Below are 16,705 nucleotides of genomic sequence, written 5' to 3' on the forward strand. Positions count from 1 at the left end.
GCCGCACATGAGCGTCCTCGACAACATCATCGAGGCACCGCGCCGGGTGCTGGGCCAGAGCAAGGCCGAGGCCATCGAAGTGGCCGAGGCGCTGCTGGCCAAGGTCGGCATCGCCGACAAGCGCCACGCCTACCCAGCCCAACTGTCCGGCGGCCAGCAGCAACGCGCTGCCATCGCCCGCACCCTGGCGATGCAACCCAAAGTCATCCTGTTCGACGAGCCGACCTCGGCCCTGGACCCGGAAATGGTCCAGGAAGTCCTCAACGTGATCCGCGCCCTGGCCGACGAAGGCCGTACCATGCTGCTGGTCACCCACGAAATGAGCTTTGCCCGCCAGGTCTCCAGTGAAGTGGTGTTCCTTCACCAGGGCCTGATCGAAGAGCAGGGATCGCCACAGCAGGTCTTCGAGAACCCGCTTTCGGCACGCTGCAAACAATTCATGTCCAGCAACCGCTAACGGAGCTACACGCATGCAGAGCTATAAGAAGATCCTCCTGGCCGCTGCCGTCACTCTGGCTTTCAGCGCCAGCGCTGCCGCCGAGACCCTGAAAATGGGCATCGAGGCCGCCTACCCACCGTTCAACAACAAGGATGCCAGCGGCCAAGTGGTCGGCTTCGACAAGGACATCGGCGACGCCCTGTGCGCCAAGATGAAAGTCGAATGCACCGTGGTCACTTCCGACTGGGACGGCATCATTCCGGCCCTGAACGCGAAGAAATTCGACTTCCTGATCTCCTCGCTGTCGATCACCGACGAGCGCAAGCAGGCGGTGGACTTCACCGACCCGTACTACTCCAACAAGCTGCAGTTCATCGCCCCTAAAGACAAAACCGAGTTCAAGACCGACAAGGCCTCGCTCAAGGGCAAGATCATCGGCGCGCAACGGGCGACCCTGGCCGGCACCTGGCTGGAAGACAACCTGGGCGACGACATCACCATCAAGCTCTACGACACCCAGGAAAACGCCTACCTGGACCTGACGTCCGGCCGCCTGGACGCGATCCTGGCCGACAAGTACGTCAACTACGAATGGCTCAAGAGCGAAGCCGGCAAGCCTTATGAGTTCAAGGGCGAGCCTATGGTGGAAAGCGACAAGATCGGCATTGCCGTGCGCAAGAAAGATCCACTGCGCGAGAAGCTGAACGCCGCCCTGAAAGAAATCGTGGCCGACGGCACTTACAAGAAGATCAACGACAAGTACTTCCCGTTCAGCATCTATTGATACTGACTTGCCTGACCGGCGCTCGCCCCCTGGGCGCCGGTCCTTAGCAAAGCCATCCAGACCCCATGAATATCGATCTCTACGGATTCGGCCCGGCGCTCGCCGCCGGCGCGCTGATGACCGTCAAGCTGGCCCTCTCGGCGTTATGCCTGGGACTGGTGCTCGGCCTGCTCGGCGCCTTGGCCAAGACTTCCCCGTACAAGCCACTGCGCTGGCTTGGCGAAACCTATTCGACCATCGTGCGCGGCGTCCCGGAACTGCTGTGGGTGCTGCTGATCTACTACGGCACGGTGAACATGATGAGCGCGCTGGGCGAGCATTTCGGCAACCCCGATCTGGCCCTCAGTCCGTTTCTCGCCGGGGTGATCGCCCTCGGGCTGTGCTTTGGCGCCTATGCCACTGAAGTGTTTCGTGGCGCGATCCTGGCCATCCCCAAGGGCCACCGCGAGGCCGGCACCGCGCTGGGCCTTTCCAAGTTTCGGATCTTCAGCCGCCTGATCCTGCCGCAGATGTGGCGCATCGCCCTGCCGGGCCTGGGCAACCTGTTCATGATCCTGATGAAGGACACCGCGCTGGTGTCGGTGATCGGCCTTGAAGAAATCATGCGCCACGCGCAGAACGCCGTGACCTTCGCCAAGCATCCCTTCACCTTCTTCATGGTCGCGGCCTTCATGTACCTGGGCCTGACCGTGCTGGCCATGACCGGCATGCACTTCCTGGAAAAACGCGCCGCCCGCGGCTTTGTGAGGACGACGTAATGGAATGGGAAGTCATCTACAAATGGCTGCCGAAGTTCATCCAGGGCGCGACGCTGACCCTGGAGCTGGTGGGCATCGCCGTGATTCTCGGTTTGCTGCTGGCCATCCCCTTGGGCATCGCCCGTTCGTCCAAGCTCTGGTACGTGCGCGCCCTGCCCTACGCCTACATCTTCTTCTTTCGCGGCACGCCGCTGCTGGTGCAGCTGTTCCTGGTGTATTACGGCCTGGCGCAGTTCGATGCGGTGCGCGACAGCTTCATGTGGCCCTACCTGCGCGACCCGTTCTGGTGCGCCACCGCCACCATGACCCTGCACACCGCGGCCTACATCGCCGAGATCCTGCGCGGCGCCATCCAGGCCATTCCCCCCGGTGAGATCGAAGCCGCGCGGGCCCTGGGCATGTCCCGGCCCAAGGCGCTGTTCTATATCATCCTGCCGCGGGCGGCGCGCATCGGCCTGCCGGCCTACAGCAACGAAGTGATCCTGATGCTCAAGGCCAGCTCCCTGGCCAGTACCGTGACCCTGCTGGAACTGACCGGCATGGCGCGCACCATCATTGCCCGCAACTACCTGACGGTGGACATGTTCTTTACCGCCGGGGTGTTCTACCTGTTGATGTCGTTCATGCTGGTCCAGGCGTTCCGCCAACTGGAACGCTGGCTGCGAGTCGACGCCTGCCAGGGACGCTGATCTTCTCCCGCTCCCGCCAGGGAGCGGGTCTGCCCCGGACGCCATGACCATGCCTGCGATTCTCCAAGGCCCTGCGCTGCTCAGCCGTTTCCAGGCCCTTGACCGTTTTTTGCTGGAACACCAGGCCCTCTGGCGCCCGCGTCCGTTCAACCACCTGCAACTGCCGTGGGAAACCGCTCATCCCGAACTCGCCCAGTGGTTGCGCCAGCGCTCCCTGGAAGACGCCGAAGCGGCCCACAACCACCCGGAGCAACTCCAGGCACCGACCCCCTTTGCCCCACTGGCGGAGCAGGCCCGAACACTCGGTGCGGTGGGCCAACTCCCCATAAAGGCACTGCCCGCGCCTCACCCACGCCTCAATGTCGACGTGCCCGGGCGCAAGTGGCAGCAGATCGAAGCCTTCGCCGCCTGCCTGCAATTCGACCGCACACCGACTCACTGGCTCGACTGGTGCTCCGGCAAGGGCCACCTCGGCAGGCGCCTGCTGCAACCCGAGCAGCAACTGACCTGCCTGGAATACGACCCGACGCTGATCGAGAGTGGCGAGCAACTGAGCCGGCACCACGGTTTGCCCGCCCGCCATCTGCAACAGGACGTGCTGGCCGATGACACAGCCCTGCGCCTGCACGCCGAGCACAGCCCGGTGGCCCTGCACGCGTGCGGCGATCTGCATGTGCGCTTGATCCAGCTGGCCAGCCAGCAGGGTTGTCCACAGCTGGCCATCGCCCCGTGCTGCTACAACCGCACCCGCGCCAGCCGCTACCAGGGCTTATCCACAGCCGCCCAGGCATCACGCCTGGACCTGTCCCTGGAAGACCTGGCCCTGCCCATGAGCGAAACCGTCACTGCCGGTGCCCGAGTCCGGCGTCAGCGCGACACCTCCATGGCCCGGCGCCTGGCATTCGACCTGCTGCAACGGCAAGTGCGTGGTCTCGACGAATACCTGCCGACGCCGTCCCTGCCCAGCCACTGGCTGGACAAACCCTTCGCCGACTACTGCCGCGACCTCGCCGCCCTCAAGGACTTATCCACAGTCGATTGCCAGGATTGGGCCGCGCTCGAAGCGGCCGGCTGGCAGCGCCTGGCCCAGGTGCGCAACCTGGAACTGCTGCGGGGCCTGTTCCGCCGCCCCCTGGAGTTGTGGCTTGCGCTGGACCGCGGGCTATTCCTGCAAGAGCAGGGCTATGCCGTGCGCCTCGGAACCTTCTGCGAGGCGCCCTTGACCCCGCGCAATCTGCTACTGCTGGCAGAGCGCCCGTAACCGCCCGCCACGACAGGTCCGACCCACGCTCGTTGTGCATAACCACTGCGGCCAGTGATCTCACTAACGGACGTCGGACACCCCATGGATAACCCACAACCCATTGAAAGTCGCCGATCACGCCGGGGGATGTCCCTCAACTTCACGAAAGAAAAAAACCAAGCTCATTACGCCTACTAGTCTCTAAGGCGAGCTGGACACCAGCAGCACTCAAGCCACAGCTCTGGCGCAACTAAAGCGGTCATTTTTCGACAGGAAGTCGCCAAGTCCCCCACCACATACAGGGAGTTACTCATGAACGTCATAGACCCTCAGTCACACACCTACGAAACCCTGCAAAAGGGGTTCAACTTGCGCTGGCCGCCCAGTATCGAACAGGGCGCAAAGCGGATTTATGTGTGTACGACACCCGATGAAGTTCTGGCCGCAGCCAATACGGCACTGCGTGATGGCTATCGCATCACGGTGCGCAGTGGCGGCCACTGCTACGAGGGTTTTGTTTCCAACAAGTTAAGCGGCGAGACAGAAAGCCTGGCAATTATCGACATCGGTGAAATGAAAGGCCTGAAGTACGAAGAGAGCCAATCCATCACATCTCCCTGGGACAGCCAGAACAAGAAGTATCGATTCATGGCATTGACCGGCAATCAGAACTGGGACGGTTACCTGTCGCTGTACAAGCAGGCCGGGCGCACCATTCCTGGCGGCTCGTGTTATTCGGTCGGTTTGGGCGGGCACATCAGCGGCGGCGGCTACGGGTTGTTATCGCGCCTTCAGGGATTGACCGTGGACTGGGTAACCGGCGTCGACATTCTTGTGCCTGTGGAAAACTCGCGGCAACTGGAGTTCCGGCATGTTCGCGCGGACAGTCCATCGAACGAAGACAAGGCATTGTTTACCGCCTGTTGCGGGGCCGGCGGTGGCAACTTCGGCATCATCATCGGCTACTACTTCGACCAACTGCCCCAAGCTCCGCAAAAAGCCTACTGGATTCCCCTGGCCTACCCGTGGAAAGAGCTGATTCCCAACTTCTCGAACTTCCTGAAAGCCTATTGGCAATGGTTCTCGGATAACGACGCCGCCGCGACCAGCCCGGTGGAAGGGGTTGGCAATGGTGGATTGTTCACCCTGCTGAAACTGAACCATGTGGATACCTCCGACCATGTGGTGCTGGCGATCCAATACACCGGTCCCAATGGCCTGGTCGGCGGCGCAAACGATGTACCGCTCAACGACTTCATCAGCAAGATGAATGCCGCGGCGGGCATCACGCCGACTCTCCATGACGGTTTCATCGCACCCAACATTGCACCGCTCAGGCACCCGCTTGCCGGCAGGAAGTTCAAAGGGGCGGTGGCTGAACACACGGCGATGGATTGGCTGTACGTCACTCAAATGATCAACGGCTCGGGCAACAATCAGCGGGGCAAATACAAGTCTGACTATCAGGTCGAACAGTTCTCCGAGCAGGCCTGCAACGCGTTGCTGACGCACTTGACCGAAGCCACGCCAGACAAGCGCTTCAGTCAGTCGCTGGTACAGATCGACTCCTACGGCGGGGCGATCAATAAAAAGGGCATGGGAACAACTGCCGTTCCTCAAAGAAGCTCACTGCTTAAAGCCCAATACCAGACGTACTGGACCAACGCTGCCGATGACGCGGTGCAAATAGCCTGGATTCGCAACATCTTCAATGCCGTACACGGCGGCAAGCCGAAAAGACCCGCCTACGATGGCTGCTACATCAACTACCCCGATGTCGATATGAAGTACACCGCTACAGGCGCTGTAGACCCCGACTGGTTGAACTTGTACTACGGCTGGAACACACCACTCATCAACACACTTTGCAACCTGAAGGCCTCAATTGACCCCAACAACCTGTTCCGTCATGAAATGTCCATCCCGGCCACAAAGGCGGAATAGGTTCCGACCCGAGCACAGCACAACGGCATAACCACTGCGTGCTCGATTGAGCCTCCGGGCGTCCGTGCGCCATTGGCTCGATGAGCATGCTGTGCGCTTGTGCGACAGGCTGTCGCGACCTGTGGATAAGTCTGTTGATGGAATTCTGGCAAAGCCTTGGATTGCTTGGCTTTGGATGACCTTCACGAACTGGTCATTTTTTGTTCACAAAATAAAAGCCCGAAAAAACAGCCAGTTGCATAAAGATGAGAACGGCTCCACAAATTCGACAGTTCCCACACCTGGCAACCCATCCGTTGTGCATAAACACCTGAGCGAATGGGCATAACGACCTTCGCTCAGGAGCCATGGAACGACCTCAGGCAAGGGCCCGATGCCGGTTCCTACTCATCGGCCCGCGCCGGAATCCACCACTCTTCGCCTCGGGCCGTGCTGATGTATTCCGGCCAGCGGAAGTCGTGGGGCACCTGGAAGTCCTTGGGCAGCAGCGGCGCCTGCCAGCGACTGCCGCCGATGCCGCCACCGGTGCGCTCGACGAACTCGGCCTTGGCCGCGCTGAGCAACGCCTCGTCGGTGAGCAGGTCCACCAGGGTTGCGGCAATGGTCTTGGCGGCGACCTCGATCATCGGGTCGATGGTCTGGCGAATGCCCCCCAGGGCGTTGGACACCCAGTCCGGATAGACCGTCCCCGACGGCGCGCTGAGCATCGGCCGGGCCACCAGCAGGCGCACGGTCGGGCAGTGCCAGGTGTATTCCGGGTAGTCGTCGGAGGTCAGGTAGTTTTGCCAGGCCGGCATCTGCAGACGCATCTGGCGCTCGCATTCCTGGGGTTCGATCAAGGCTTCGGTGGCCGGCAAGAAGGGTCGTTCCATGGCTTCGAGGCCGAGATTGCGCTGGATCTCGCGGGCGATTTCCCGGGCTTCTTCATTCCACTGCGGGGCTCCTACCGCTGCCAGGTTGTCGTAGGTGGCCTGGGCCATGACGTGGTTGGGCAGGCCGCCCCGGGACTTGCAGACCCAGGTCTTTTTCCAGCGACAACCGGTGGCCATGGCCGCCGCCGCCGCGTTGTTGTCCATCACTTGGGAGATGGTTTCAGCCTGTTCGATGGAGTCGCAACGCAGCAGGTACTGGATCTGCGACAGGTGCGGCGGCAGGTTGTCCGCGGTGGCCTGGCCGGCGGTGAGAATCGCCTCGTTGTAGCTCCACAGGCCGGTGAACGGCAGGGTCGAGCGGCGCAGGCTTTCGTTCAGGGTGTAGAAATGCACCAGGGCATCGTTGGCCCCCGGAGCCCGGGCCGCCAAGTGATTCTGCGGAATCGGGCTGTAGCGGTCGGCGGCGATCCAGTTCTGCGGGTCTTCGCAGGTGAAGCTGTAGATGTAGGCGTAGGCGATGCCGCAGTGGGTGTCCCAGGTGGTGGTGTTGTTCAGCGGCAACATGTAGGTGGGGTGGAAGCTGATGGCGGCGTCGAGGTCGTCGTAGTAGCCCTTGGCGGCGTGGACCGGCTTGGAGGCGCGGAGCTTTTCCGCCGGCTCGCCGAAGAACCTGATGCTGCCCTGCAGGCCGAACTCCACCATGGTCGCCTTGGCCGCCAGGGCCCCGCCAAGGGCGCTGATGCCCAGAGCCGAATGCGGGTCGGTGTGCCCCGGCGCAAAGCGCGACAGGCCATCGCGCGGCTGCTTGCGGGTGGTGGCCGCCTGGCAGTTGCCGGGCACCGCATCGTATTCGCCGTAGGTGGCCAGCAGCGGGCCCTGGCCCTGGGTGAAGGTGGCGCAGAAGGCCGTGGGCATGCCGCCACTGCCGCGCTCGACGATGAAACCCTCGGCCTCCAACAGCTCGACATACCAGGCGCAGGACTTGTATTCCCGGAACGCCGGCTCGGCGTAATGCCAGATGATCTGGTGCCAGTCCGACAGTTGCTGGCGGTGGCGTTCAACCCAATCGAGAGCGAATTCTTTGTAGCGGGACATCCGCGGCACTCCTGGTTATCCAGGTTCCGGCCGGCCGCTGCCCGGACGCCTCGGCGCCCGTGCAAGACCTGCAGGACCTCTTGTTGTTATAGGGATGGTCCGGTCGGTTGCGGCCCGGATCGAGGTCCAGTATTGGTGAAGCCGTGATGACATCAATCGAATTTTTTCGCCAACAATGTCAAAAAAAATTGACCAGTTCGGCGCCGCCGCGGCTCATACTGCGACGCGGCCAGCCCCTCCTCGGGGTCCTGCCTGGGTAGCACCCACGCTCCGGCCGGCCCCCTTCGAAGACAGGTTTCCTTGACCCGGAGTTTGCATGCGCTATCCCTCGATCACCGCCCTGCGCGCCCTCGACGCCGTGGCCCGGCTCGGTAGCGTGACCGCTGCCGCCCAGCAGTTGAGCCTGACCCGCAGCGCCATCAGCCACCAGATCATCAGCCTGGAACAGAGCCTGGGGTTTGCCCTCACCGAACGGGTGGGACGCGGCATCGGCCTGACCTACCAGGGTGAGTGCTATGCCCGGGAAGTGCGGCGCATCCTGGCGGATATCCAGGACGCCGGACGGCGCTTCGACGGCCTGGCGGTGTCGGGCAAATTGCGCATCAGCTGCAACCCGGGGTTCGCCAGTTTCTGGCTGTGCAACCACATCAACGGCTTTCTGCGCCAATACCCCCAGGTGCAACTGCAGGTGGTCAGCCCTCGGGCCCAGGACGACACCAGCGACGCCGAGGCCGATCTGTTCATCGCCTATGGCATCGGCGACTGGCCGGGGCTGCTGGTGGAGCAGATCGTCACCCTGCGCTTTTCGCCGGTGTGCAGCCCGCGCCTGATCAATGCCATCGGCGGCCTGAAGAGCCCGCTGGACCTCAAGGACTTCCCGTTGATCCACATGAGCGACACCAGCGACTGGCGCGTCTGGCTGGCGGCCGCCGGTGCCAGTCAGGTCAACCCCGACCGTGGCATTACCTTCTCCGACGCCCATTGCGCGCAGTCCGCCTGCATCGCCGCCCAGGGCGTGGCCATCGGCGACAACCTGCTCAGCGGCGACGCCCTGGCCCGGGGGCTGCTGGTGCGCCCGTTCGACATCAGCATCAGCGCCCTGCGCGGTTATTTCCTGGTGATCGATCCGGCCAAGGCTGAGCGACCGGCGGTCCAGGCGTTCAGCGACTGGCTGAAAAACCAGCTGCAGGTCAGTGCCCAAAGCATCAGTGACAACCCGCTGATCGACCCTTGAAAGCCGGGTCGAATGGAAAATTTCACTCACCAATGAGGCAAAAATTATTCCATTGATGTGGCGTTGCTTTTCACAATAATGAGTCCACCACCTGCTGCACACACAATAAAAACTCAATCGTGCAGGTGGGTTTCCGGGAGATCTCTGTAGTGTCCAGCAGCCCCTCGACTCAACTCAGCGCCCAAGGAATCAGCCAGTATTACGGCAACTTCACCGCCCTGGACGGCATCGATCTGGACGTTCGCCAAGGCGAATTCCTCACCCTGCTGGGCCCCTCCGGCTCAGGCAAGACCACTCTGTTGATGATCCTCGCGGGCTTTCTCACCCCCAGCGCCGGCAAGCTGCTGGAGCGTGGCGTCGACATCAGCCGGCGCCCGGCAGAGAAACGCAACTACGGCATGGTGTTCCAGGGCTACGCCCTGTTCCCCCACATGAGCGTGGCCGACAACGTCGCCTACCCGTTGCGCATTCGTGGGGTGAAGGCCGAGGAGCGCCAGCGCCGGGTCAAGCACATCCTCGAGGTGGTGGGCCTGGGTGCTCACCTGAACAAGAAGCCATCCGAGCTGTCCGGCGGTCAGCAACAGCGCGTGGCCATTGCCCGGGCCCTGGTGTTCGAACCGGACATGTTGCTGCTGGACGAGCCGCTGTCGGCCCTGGACAAGAACCTGCGCGAGCAACTGCAGACCGAGCTGCAGCGCATTCACCGCCAGGTCGGCACCAGCTTCGTCTTCGTCACCCACGACCAGGGCGAAGCCCTGGCCCTGTCGACCCGGATCGCCATCTTCAACCAGGGACGACTGGCGCAGATCGACACCCCGGAAGCCATCTACGACCGGCCGAAAAACCGCTTCGTCGCCGAGTTCCTCGGCAAGATGAACCTGTTTCCGCTGCAGGGCCTCTCCCGCAACGGCAGCCAGGCCAGCGGGCGCTTTGGCGACAGCCCGCTGCACGCCACCACCAACGGGGAAATCAGCAACCAGCCGCAGTTGCTGGCGGTGCGTCCGGAACACATGACCCTGCACACCGAGCGCCCGCAAGCCGGCGAACACAATGTGCTGCCCGCCTGCCTCGGTGACCGGGTCTACCAGGGCTCCAGCACCCACCTGGCGCTGAACATCAGCCCGGAACTGGCACCGGTAAACCTCTCGGTGCCCGGCGATCACCCCGGCGCCCGATTGCCCAGCGGCACCCCGGTGTGGCTGAGCTGGCCGGTGCGCCACAGCTTCCTGCTGGAAGCCTGAGCCGGCCACGCTCGCTGTCGATCGTTTTCGTAGAAAGCCAATAACAATATCGGCCGACGCCTTGCACGTCGGCCTCGCGAGGACTTGCCCCATGAGCCAGCACCATCAACGCGACTGCATTGAAATCCTCATCGAAAAAGCCCGTGGCGGGCAGGTCAGCCGCCGCACCTTCCTCCAGGCCATGGGCCTGTTGGCCGCGGTGCCCCTGGCGCTGCGCAGTGGCATCAGCTGGGCGGCGGACAAACCCCTGGTGGTGGTCAACTGGGGCGGCGATGCGCTCAACGCCTTCCGCAGTGCCTGGACCGACAGCTTCACCCAGAGCACCGGCATCCCGGTGCGCATCGACGGCGCCGGCCCCACCGAAGGGGCGATCCGCTCACAGTTGGCCAGCGGCCGGCCGAGCTGGGACGTGGTGGATGTGGACAGCTACAGCGCCATGACCCTGGGCCGCGACAAGATCCTCCAGCCCCTGGACTACAGCGTGGTGCAACGGGATCTGGTGGCCCCGGAGCTGTCCCACGAACACGGCGTTGCCGGCTACCTGTTCAGCTACGTGATCGCCTGGGACAGTCAGAAATACGGCAACAACGGCCCCAAGGACTGGGCGGATTTCTGGAACGTGGAGAAATTCCCCGGCAAGCGCACCCTCTACAAGTGGATGAACGGCATGCTCGAAGCCGCACTGCTGGCCGACGGCGTGGCCGCTGACCAGCTGTACCCGCTGGACGTGCCTCGGGCCTTGCGCAAGATCGATGAGCTCAAGCCCCACGTCCTGTCGTTCTGGGGCTCGGGCGCCGAAAGCCAGCAGCTGATGATCGAAGGCGAAGCCTCCATGGGCGCCATCTGGCACACCCGCGCCACCCTGCTCCACGAGGACAGCGAGGGCCGCATCAAGTGGGGCTTCGACAATGCCTTCCTCAACGCCAGCAGTTGGGGCGTGCTCAAGGACAACCCGGCAGGCGCCGCACCGGCCATGCAGTTCATCCAGCACGCCTTGCAGCCCGCCGGGCAGCTGAAGCTGTTCGAGGCCCTGGGCAACGGCCCGTCCAACGCCGCCACCCAGCAGTTGATGAGTGCCGAACAGCGGGAGATCAACTGCGCGTCCGAAGCCAACATGAAGAAGCAGATCTTCCTCAACACCCAGTGGTACGCCGACCACTACTCCAGCACCCTGGAGCAGTACCTGACCCACCTGTCCAAGTGAGCCGTCGACCATGAGTGCAACCCGAACCGCACGCCTGGAACGCAGCCTGCTGCTGTTTCCCCTGCCGTTGCTGCTGGTGGTGTTCTACCTGTTGCCGTTCTTCGGCGTGGTGAGCTGGAGCTTCACCCTGCCCGAGCCCGGGATCGAGCAATACCAGCGCATTGCCACGGACCCGGCGATCCACGACATGCTCCTGCGCACCTTGCGCCTGTGCCTGACCGTGAGCCTGCTGGCCCTGGTGATCGGCTACCTGCTGGCCTACTGCTGGGTGTTCAGCCCGCCGTTCTGGCAGCGCATGGTGGAGATCTGCGTGTTCATCCCGTTCTGGATCTCGGTGCTGGTGCGGGCCTTCGGCTGGCTGATCGCCCTGCGCAGCAACGGCGTGGTCAACGACAGCCTGCTGTCCCTGGGCTGGATCGATCACCCCTTGCAACTGACCCGCAACGAACTGGGGGTGGTGATCGGCATGCTGCACTTCATGATCCCCTATGCGCTGTTCCCGCTGCTGTCGAGCATGCGCCAGCTGGATCAACGGGTGCTGCTGGCCTCCCGCGGCCTGGGGGCCGGCGCGCTGCGGACCTTCTGGCAGGTGCTGCTGCCGCAGACTCTGCCAGGGCTGCTGGGGGCTTTCATCATGGTCTTCGTGTTCTGCCTGGGCTTCTTCATCACCCCGGTGCTGCTGGGTGGCGGGCAGACGGTGATGATCGCCGAGTACGTGTTCCTGCAGATGTTCCAGACCAGCAACTGGGGCCTGGGCGCGGCCCTGAGCCTGGTGCTGCTGACCCTGGTCAGCGCGCTGATCTGGCTGCTGATGCGCATCACCCGTGTCAATCGACTGGTGGGTTGAGGTCACTATGAATACACATCGCACTGCATTGAGTACCCGGCTGATCGCCGTGGTCGCCATGGCCTTCATGCTGTTCCCGCTGCTGACGGTGATCCCGGTGTCCTTCACCGCCAAGCGCTACCTGTCGATGCCCGAGGGCAACTGGTCGCTACGTCACTACGAGGCGTTGCTGAGCAACCCCGACTGGCTGTCGAGCATCGGCCAGAGCCTGGCCATCGCTAGCGCCACCAGCCTGATCGCCACCTTGCTGGCAGTGAGCTTCAGCCTCGGCATCTGGTACCTGCGCTCGCGCCTGGCAACCCTGCTGATCGGTCTGGTGCTGCTGCCCATGGCCATTCCGCCGGTGATCTCGGCGCTGGTGCTGTACTTCATGGAAACCAACCTCGGGCGCATCGCCCCGGGCTGGGGCTACGACACCCTGCCCGGGGTGGTGATCGCCCACGTGGTGATGGTGGTGCCCTACGGCGTGGTGACCATGCTGGTGGCCCTGAGCCAGGTGGACCGGCGCATCGAGCTGGCTTCACGCAACCTCGGCGCGAGCCTGATGCAGACCACCTTCCTGGTGATGCTGCCCAACCTCAAGCTGGGGATCTTCTCCACTGCGCTGCTGAGCTTTGCCCTGTCCTGGGAGGAGGTGGCGGTGACCCTGTTCATCACCAGCGTCGACGTCAACACCCTGCCCCGGCGGATCTGGAGCGGCCTGCGGGACAACGTCGATCCCAGCGTGGCGGCGATCTCGGTGCTGCTGATCGGCCTGACCCTGCTGGTGCTCATGGGGCGCCTGGCCCTGCAGTACGCCGCCCAGCGCCGCGCCCGCTGCTGATTGCCCCCTGTGGCGAGGGAGCAAGCAGCCTCGCCACACAGCCCCTCCACAGCCCTCCCCCGCGCCCGGCTATTCGCCACCGAGCTGACCGAAGTCATGCCTCGTCCCCCCGGTTTTGTCCGATAGTGCGCAGCTCGCTCACCCGGTTGCCCAGGCTCTTCTAGACTCAATGGGTGGTCGTATTCGGAACTGAGCAAGTCGCTTTCGTGCGGATCAATCAGAGGCAGCGTGTCAAGCTGCCCTTTATGCCCTGAACAGGTGCGGCAACGACCGCACCGGGTACAACAAGATACCCATTCAGGGTGCATGGCCAACGGCCTGAAACGCCGCGCTACCGTGACGTGGCAACAAGTGCCGCAGCCGACACTTTCGGACAGCCGACAACCACCAGGTTTGTCCGTGACCGTGAGGAATTGCTGTATGCCTGATGAAACACTGCATCTGCCGTTGATCCACACCCTGCTGGAGCGTCACAAAGGCTCCCCGGGTGCGCTGTTGCCGATTCTCCATCAGATTCAGGAAGAGCTCGGCTACATCCCCGATCTGGCCGTCCCCGAAATCGCCCATGCGCTCAATCAAAGCCAGGCGGAAGTGCGCGGGGTGATCAGCTTCTACCATGATTTTCGTACCGCGCCGCCGGCGCGGCACATCCTGCGCCTGTGTCGCGCCGAGTCCTGCCAGAGCCGCGGCTCCGAGCAACTGGCGGCGCAACTGCGCGCACGCCTGCAGCTGGATGACCACGGCAGCAGCGCCGACGGTTCCATCAGCCTGCGGCCGGTGTATTGCCTGGGGGCCTGTGCCTGTTCGCCGGCCCTGGAGCTGGACGGACAGTTGCATGCCCGGGTCAGCGCCGAACGCCTGGATGCGCTGCTGGACAGTTGCCGGGAGGACGCGTGATGCCGAGCCTCTATCTGCCGTGTGATTCCCTGGCCCGGGCCGTGGGCGCCGACGCGGTGGCCGACGCCATCGCCGCCCAGGCCGAGCAGCAGCACCTGCCGCTGCAACTGCAACGCACCAGCTCCCGTGGCCTGTACTGGCTGGAACCGCTGCTGGAAGTCGATACCCCGGACGGACGCCTGGGCTTCGGCCCGGTGAGCGTCGCCGACGTGCCCTCGCTGCTGAACGCCCTGCAAGACGCCCCCGCCAGCCATCCCCTGGCCCTGGGCCGGGTCGAAGACCTGCCCTACCTGAAGAGCCAGCAACGCCTGCTGTTCGCCCGCGCCGGCATTACCCGGCCGCTGTCCCTGGCGGACTATCGGGCCCACGGCGGCTTCGAGGGCCTGAACCGCGCCGTCGCCCTGGGCGGTGACCAGACCGTGACCGCGGTGCTCGACTCCGGCCTGCGTGGCCGCGGCGGCGCGGCCTTCCCCGCCGGGATCAAATGGCGCACCGTGCGCGACACGCCGCAGCAGCAGAAGTACGTGGTGTGCAACGCCGACGAAGGCGACTCCGGCACCTTTGCCGACCGCATGCTGATGGAAGGCGACCCGTTCCTGCTGATCGAAGGCATGACCATTGCCGGCATCGCGGTCGGCGCCAGCTACGGCTACATCTACGTGCGCTCGGAATATCCCCAGGCGGTGGCAACCCTGCGCGAAGCCCTGGAAATCGCCCGGGATGCCGGTTATCTCGGGGCCAATGCCGGCGGTAGCGGCCAGGCCTTCGACATGGAGGTGCGAGTCGGTGCCGGGGCCTATATCTGCGGCGAAGAAACCGCCCTGCTGGACTCCCTGGAAGGCAAGCGCGGCATCGTTCGCGCCAAGCCGCCGATCCCGGCGCTGCAAGGCCTGTTCGGCCAGCCGACCCTGGTGCACAACGTGCTGACCCTGGCCTCGGTGCCGCTGATCCTGGAAAAGGGCGCGCCGTTCTATCGCGACTACGGCATGGGCCGCTCCCTGGGCACCATGCCCTTCCAACTGGCGGGCAACGTGCGTCACAGCGGCCTGGTGGAACGGGCCTTCGGCCTGACCCTGCGCGAGCTGGTGGAAGGCTACGGCGGCGGCACCGCCAGCGGTCGGCCACTGAAGGCTGCGCAAGTCGGCGGCCCGCTCGGTGCCTGGGTACCCCCTGCACAGTTCGATACGCCGCTGGATTACGAAGCCTTCGCCGCCATGGGCGCGATGCTCGGCCACGGCGGCGTGGTGGTGGCCGATGACAGCCTGGACATGGCCCACATGGCGCGCTTCGCCCTGCAATTCTGTGCCGAGGAATCCTGCGGCAAATGCACCCCGTGCCGCATCGGCTCGACCCGCGGCGTGGAGGTCATCGACCGCCTGCTGGCAGCCCCCGATCAAGGCCGCCGCGATGAGCAGGCGCTGATCCTCAAAGACCTGTGCGACACCCTGCAATACGGCTCGCTGTGCGCTCTGGGCGGGATGACTTCCTACCCGGTGGCCAGCGCCCTGAAGCACTTTCCCGCCGACTTCGGTCTGCAGCCCTCGGAGGCCGACCAATGATCAGTATTTTCGACCCAGCCACAGACATCGACCTCAATGCCGTGGACTTCGGCACCCCGGCCCGCGACAGCCAGGTACAAGTCAGCCTGAACATCGACGGGCGCAGCATCAGCGTGCCCCAGGGCACCTCGGTGATGCGCGCCGCCGCCCTGATGGGCACCACCATTCCCAAACTCTGCGCCACCGACAGCCTGGAAGCCTTCGGCTCGTGCCGCATGTGCCTGGTGGAAATCGACGGCATGCGCGGCTACCCGGCCTCCTGCACCACCCCGGTCAGCGAAGGCATGGTGGTGCATACGCAAACGCCAAAGCTGGCGACCCTGCGGCGCAACGTGATGGAGCTGTACATCTCCGACCACCCGCTGGACTGCCTGACCTGCTCGGCCAACGGCAACTGCGAACTGCAGACCGTGGCCGGCCAGGTGGGCCTGCGGGAAGTGCGCTATGGCTATGACGGCGCCAACCACCTGGACGATCAGAAAGACACCTCCAACCCCTACTTCGACTACGACCCCAGCAAGTGCATCGTCTGCAACCGCTGCGTGCGCGCCTGCGAGGAAACCCAGGGCACCTTCGCCCTGACCATCAGCGGCCGCGGCTTCGAGTCCCGGGTCGCGGCGGCCGGTGGCGACAACTTCCTCGACTCCGAATGCGTGTCCTGCGGCGCCTGTGTACAGGCCTGCCCGACGGCGACCCTAATGGAAAAAAGCGTGCTGGAAATGGGCCAACCGGAACGGGCGGTAATCACCACCTGCGCCTACTGCGGAGTGGGCTGCTCGTTCCGCGCCGAGATGAAGGGCGACCAGCTGGTGCGCATGGTTCCGGACAAGAACGGCCAGGCCAACCATGGCCACTCCTGCGTCAAGGGCCGCTTCGCCTGGGGCTACGCCACCCACCCGGACCGCATCACCAAGCCGATGATCCGCAAGCACATCAGCGACCCGTGGCAGGAGGTCAGCTGGGATGAAGCGGTGACCTACGCCGCCAGCGAACTGCGGCGCATCCAGTTCAAGTACGGCCGCGACTCCATCGGCGGTATCACCTCCAGCCGCTGCACCAACGAAGAAACCTACCTG

Annotated in this window: 15 protein-coding genes; 14 read left to right on the top strand and 1 reads right to left on the bottom strand. The window is 64.0% G+C overall.

Annotated features, from left to right (window positions below):
• From BLX41_RS34565 to BLX41_RS06040, 6 genes are all read left to right on the top strand, one after another.
• The coding region (locus BLX41_RS34565) for an ATP-binding cassette domain-containing protein (RefSeq protein WP_259744468.1) at positions 1–457 on the top strand (457 nt) is incomplete at its 5' end.
• Positions 458–470: 13 nt separating this feature from the next.
• On the top strand, positions 471–1,223 hold the full coding sequence (locus tag BLX41_RS06020) for an ABC transporter substrate-binding protein (protein ID WP_123724157.1): 753 nt from the start codon (positions 471–473) through the stop codon (positions 1,221–1,223).
• Positions 1,224–1,288: 65 nt separating this feature from the next.
• The gene (locus tag BLX41_RS06025; RefSeq protein WP_011058717.1) at positions 1,289–1,981 is read left to right on the top strand and encodes an ABC transporter permease; all 693 of its coding nucleotides are present in this window, start codon (positions 1,289–1,291) and stop codon (positions 1,979–1,981) included.
• Positions 1,981–2,670 (top strand): ABC transporter permease, encoded by a 690-nt coding sequence (locus BLX41_RS06030; RefSeq protein WP_072452116.1) that lies wholly within the window; start codon positions 1,981–1,983, stop codon positions 2,668–2,670. Before BLX41_RS06025 ends, BLX41_RS06030 begins: the two co-directional genes overlap by 1 nt.
• Positions 2,671–2,719: 49 nt before the next feature.
• Positions 2,720–3,931, top strand: a complete 1,212-nt coding sequence (locus BLX41_RS06035) for a methyltransferase (RefSeq protein WP_123724258.1) — start codon at positions 2,720–2,722, stop codon at positions 3,929–3,931.
• A 294-nt stretch (positions 3,932–4,225) separates the two neighbouring features.
• Positions 4,226–5,857, top strand: a complete 1,632-nt coding sequence (locus BLX41_RS06040; RefSeq protein WP_123724158.1) for a BBE domain-containing protein — start codon at positions 4,226–4,228, stop codon at positions 5,855–5,857.
• A gap of 383 nt (positions 5,858–6,240) precedes the next feature.
• On the opposite strand, the gene BLX41_RS06045 is transcribed toward BLX41_RS06040, so the two are convergent.
• Positions 6,241–7,824, bottom strand: a complete 1,584-nt coding sequence (locus BLX41_RS06045; protein ID WP_123724159.1) for a zinc-binding metallopeptidase family protein — start codon at positions 7,822–7,824, stop codon at positions 6,241–6,243.
• Between the two features lie 316 nt (positions 7,825–8,140).
• Here BLX41_RS06045 and BLX41_RS06050 point away from each other — a divergent pair, with 316 nt between their 5' ends.
• The 8 genes from BLX41_RS06050 to BLX41_RS06085 form a co-directional block, all read left to right on the top strand.
• Positions 8,141–9,058, top strand: coding sequence for a LysR substrate-binding domain-containing protein (locus BLX41_RS06050; RefSeq protein ID WP_123724160.1), 918 nt, complete (start codon positions 8,141–8,143; stop codon positions 9,056–9,058).
• 149 nt (positions 9,059–9,207) lie between these two features.
• On the top strand, positions 9,208–10,299 hold the full coding sequence (locus tag BLX41_RS06055; RefSeq protein ID WP_123724161.1) for an ABC transporter ATP-binding protein: 1,092 nt from the start codon (positions 9,208–9,210) through the stop codon (positions 10,297–10,299).
• Positions 10,300–10,390: 91 nt separating this feature from the next.
• The gene (locus tag BLX41_RS06060; RefSeq protein ID WP_123724162.1) at positions 10,391–11,503 is read left to right on the top strand and encodes an ABC transporter substrate-binding protein; all 1,113 of its coding nucleotides are present in this window, start codon (positions 10,391–10,393) and stop codon (positions 11,501–11,503) included.
• 10 nt (positions 11,504–11,513) lie between these two features.
• A complete protein-coding gene (locus BLX41_RS06065) occupies positions 11,514–12,350 on the top strand; it encodes an ABC transporter permease (RefSeq protein ID WP_123724163.1) in 837 nt (278 codons plus the stop codon).
• Positions 12,351–12,357: 7 nt separating this feature from the next.
• On the top strand, positions 12,358–13,173 hold the full coding sequence (locus tag BLX41_RS06070) for an ABC transporter permease (RefSeq protein ID WP_123724164.1): 816 nt from the start codon (positions 12,358–12,360) through the stop codon (positions 13,171–13,173).
• Between the two features lie 420 nt (positions 13,174–13,593).
• Positions 13,594–14,070 carry a formate dehydrogenase subunit gamma gene (locus tag BLX41_RS06075; protein ID WP_123724165.1) on the top strand — a complete coding sequence of 159 codons (477 nt, stop codon included), beginning with the start codon at positions 13,594–13,596 and terminating at the stop codon, positions 14,068–14,070.
• Complete coding sequence (locus BLX41_RS06080; protein ID WP_123724166.1) at positions 14,070–15,629, top strand: NADH-ubiquinone oxidoreductase-F iron-sulfur binding region domain-containing protein; 1,560 nt, start codon at positions 14,070–14,072, stop codon at positions 15,627–15,629. Before BLX41_RS06075 ends, BLX41_RS06080 begins: the two co-directional genes overlap by 1 nt.
• Positions 15,626–16,705: 2Fe-2S iron-sulfur cluster-binding protein (locus tag BLX41_RS06085; RefSeq protein ID WP_148059693.1), on the top strand; the 1,080-nt coding region annotated here is incomplete at its 3' end. The genes BLX41_RS06080 and BLX41_RS06085, both read left to right, overlap by 4 nt.

The sequence above is a fragment of the Pseudomonas protegens genome, assembly GCF_003732485.1.
Taxonomy (GTDB): domain Bacteria; phylum Pseudomonadota; class Gammaproteobacteria; order Pseudomonadales; family Pseudomonadaceae; genus Aquipseudomonas; species Aquipseudomonas protegens_B.

Bases quoted from the DNA above. Each gene is read 5' to 3' on its own strand.
- BLX41_RS06040 (WP_123724158.1), top strand. From the start codon at position 4,226: ATGAACGTCATAGACCCTCAGTCACACACCTACGAAACCCTGCAAAAG.
- BLX41_RS06070 (WP_123724164.1), top strand. From the start codon at position 12,358: ATGAATACACATCGCACTGCATTGAGTACCCGGCTGATCGCCGTGGTC.
- BLX41_RS06060 (WP_123724162.1), top strand. From the start codon at position 10,391: ATGAGCCAGCACCATCAACGCGACTGCATTGAAATCCTCATCGAAAAA.
- BLX41_RS06020 (WP_123724157.1), top strand. From the start codon at position 471: ATGCAGAGCTATAAGAAGATCCTCCTGGCCGCTGCCGTCACTCTGGCT.
- BLX41_RS06025 (WP_011058717.1), top strand. From the start codon at position 1,289: ATGAATATCGATCTCTACGGATTCGGCCCGGCGCTCGCCGCCGGCGCG.
- BLX41_RS06050 (WP_123724160.1), top strand. From the start codon at position 8,141: ATGCGCTATCCCTCGATCACCGCCCTGCGCGCCCTCGACGCCGTGGCC.
- BLX41_RS06045 (WP_123724159.1), bottom strand. From the start codon at position 7,824: ATGTCCCGCTACAAAGAATTCGCTCTCGATTGGGTTGAACGCCACCGC.
- BLX41_RS06035 (WP_123724258.1), top strand. From the start codon at position 2,720: ATGCCTGCGATTCTCCAAGGCCCTGCGCTGCTCAGCCGTTTCCAGGCC.
- BLX41_RS06065 (WP_123724163.1), top strand. From the start codon at position 11,514: ATGAGTGCAACCCGAACCGCACGCCTGGAACGCAGCCTGCTGCTGTTT.
- BLX41_RS06030 (WP_072452116.1), top strand. From the start codon at position 1,981: ATGGAATGGGAAGTCATCTACAAATGGCTGCCGAAGTTCATCCAGGGC.
- BLX41_RS06075 (WP_123724165.1), top strand. From the start codon at position 13,594: ATGCCTGATGAAACACTGCATCTGCCGTTGATCCACACCCTGCTGGAG.
- BLX41_RS06080 (WP_123724166.1), top strand. From the start codon at position 14,070: ATGCCGAGCCTCTATCTGCCGTGTGATTCCCTGGCCCGGGCCGTGGGC.